Source organism: Limosilactobacillus coleohominis (assembly GCF_016901675.1).
Lineage (GTDB): Bacteria > Bacillota > Bacilli > Lactobacillales > Lactobacillaceae > Limosilactobacillus > Limosilactobacillus intestinavium.
In genome coordinates this window covers 1-1,904 of sequence record NZ_JACJKU010000127.1, presented here as the reverse complement: position 1 = coordinate 1,904, position 1,904 = coordinate 1, and the positions used below count along the sequence as shown (strand labels likewise).

Annotated in this window: 4 protein-coding genes; 1 reads left to right on the top strand and 3 read right to left on the bottom strand. The window is 42.0% G+C overall.

Annotated features, from left to right (window positions below):
* Positions 1 to 302: 302 nt before the first annotated feature.
* The 3 genes from H5975_RS07940 to H5975_RS07930 all read right to left on the bottom strand — a co-directional run bounded on the left by H5975_RS07940 (position 303) and on the right by H5975_RS07930 (position 1,261).
* A complete protein-coding gene (locus H5975_RS07940; protein ID WP_204785587.1) occupies positions 303 to 542 on the bottom strand; it encodes a cytochrome b5 domain-containing protein in 240 nt (79 codons plus the stop codon).
* 73 nt (positions 543 to 615) lie between these two features.
* Positions 616 to 909 carry a hypothetical protein gene (locus H5975_RS07935; protein ID WP_204785586.1) on the bottom strand — a complete coding sequence of 98 codons (294 nt, stop codon included), beginning with the start codon at positions 907 to 909 and terminating at the stop codon, positions 616 to 618.
* 91 nt (positions 910 to 1,000) lie between these two features.
* Positions 1,001 to 1,261, bottom strand: coding sequence for a hypothetical protein (locus H5975_RS07930; protein WP_204785585.1), 261 nt, complete (start codon positions 1,259 to 1,261; stop codon positions 1,001 to 1,003).
* 153 nt (positions 1,262 to 1,414) lie between these two features.
* On the opposite strand from H5975_RS07930, the gene H5975_RS07925 reads away from it, so the two are divergent.
* Complete coding sequence (locus tag H5975_RS07925) at positions 1,415 to 1,657, top strand: hypothetical protein (RefSeq protein ID WP_204785584.1); 243 nt, start codon at positions 1,415 to 1,417, stop codon at positions 1,655 to 1,657.
* Positions 1,658 to 1,904: the final 247 nt, after the last annotated feature.

The window sequence follows — 1,904 nt, the reverse complement described above, 5'->3', positions numbered from 1 at the left end:
CCTTTCATATAGGTTTGGTTCACTTAATATGATACCTGATGTCACGCCGAATGGCGTTTTTTTATTTACCACCAACTGGGTGGCTAACTTCATTCTATAATCCACCAATAAAATATTATTCTTCTTTTCTCAATTAATAACAAAAAACACCCCAATTATTAACTAATCGAGGTGCCCATTGTGGAGTGAAATGATTCCGCTCCTGCATTTAATAACATTATTATAACAAAAACGCCCAAAGAACATTTTTAACCTAAAAAAGAGCTTGGCTACCAAAATCACCAGGCTCCTTTTATATGCATTTATTCATCATCGGTGAGCTTACCAACTACCGGCAACCCTGACAGAACACTATCCTTATGTGGCGACTTATTCCACAGCACGTCAGTCAAATCCCGTCCAGCGAGGTTGCCATGGTGTTTGCCGCCTTTCCAGGCGTCCTTGCCAGACACATCATAGACGGTCCCATCAACCGCAACGTATGCTGGTTGACCATTTTGACCATCAAATTTAGCTAATTCTGCTTTACTAAACTTTTTCATTTATTAGGATCTCCTTTCATTGTCTGCCTTTATTTTACCGCGATTTATCAGTCGCCTCAAATCCAAGCGGTTGCTAGTCGCGAATGGCACGGATCATTTGAACGGTATAACGGCCGGTAAAGTTACCCGCCGTTACCTTGTAACCATCAACCTGCGTTTTAACCTCATTAGTCTCCATCTCGACAACCGGAGTCGTTATCTTGGTCAGCTCAACTGGCCCCTTCGCTTGCAACTGGTCGTGCTGGTATTGTGCTAAGTCACGGCACTGTGTTAGCGCATCCTCACGTTTCCGGTATGCGTACCAATAAACGACAGCATCCGTCTTCGTTGGTTTTTTCTGGATTAAAACGACGTAACTTTGTGCCATTCTTCCACCCCTTATTAACCTTAATTATAACATTTATGCCAAAGTAAAAGCGCACTAACCATCGACGGTCAGTACGCTTCTTGATTTGCAGTTACTTAGCGAAAACCGCAGTTTGCTTATAATTCTGGGCCTTGGTTACCAGGTAGCCATTACCCTTACCACAGTAATAGCCAATAAAGCTGGCATCATAAATGTCAAATTCAGTCGTTTCTTCCAAGCGAAGAGTGTAATCTTCTTGGTGGTTACCAAAGACACCCTCGGTCAACGAAGCACAGAACTTCTTCGTAAACAGCTTGTTAATAGTGTTTTGGTAATCTTTTTGAGCATCTTCGGCCTGACCAGTAGTCGCCACTTATAAGTAAACCGACGAACCTCCGAACAAATTGGACACCGCACTCAAAGAAATTAAGTAGCAAAAAAGAGAGGAGATAATATATGTTTTCATCATCTCTTGTAGAAGCTAAACCCCAGCAGAAAACTTGCGAAGTACCCGAGCAGCCCAAGCATGAGCGGTATGCCCGGGTTCCGCGAACCCAATGCAGCGTTTGAAAAATACGCGGAAGAATCGGACACTGTACATTTAACCCGTCAAACCATCGCCACACTTGACCACCCGCTTACGATTGAGATAAAAGGACTAACCGCGGGCGACCCAGAATATCGTATCGTGATGGATTGTGGCTATTCGCGGTCTTACTACTACTCCGATATCAAGCCGCGGGCAATTCGCGAGTTCGCCGACTTTTAACCGTTTGTACATTTTGCGGGAGCGAGTAGCCAAGACTAATCCAAACACAAAAATTAAAAGACGACCTCAACTGGTCGTCTTTTTTGTGCTCAATTTTTGACTAAAAAAAGTGAAAATACATCCATATACACTTATATATGATTTTTATTTTGGGACCAAAAAAGGACCAATTAGAAATGCTTATTCTACTTTTTAGTAGAAAATATTCATATTTTCCATCTTTTCTAATTTTATGCGTATATTATAC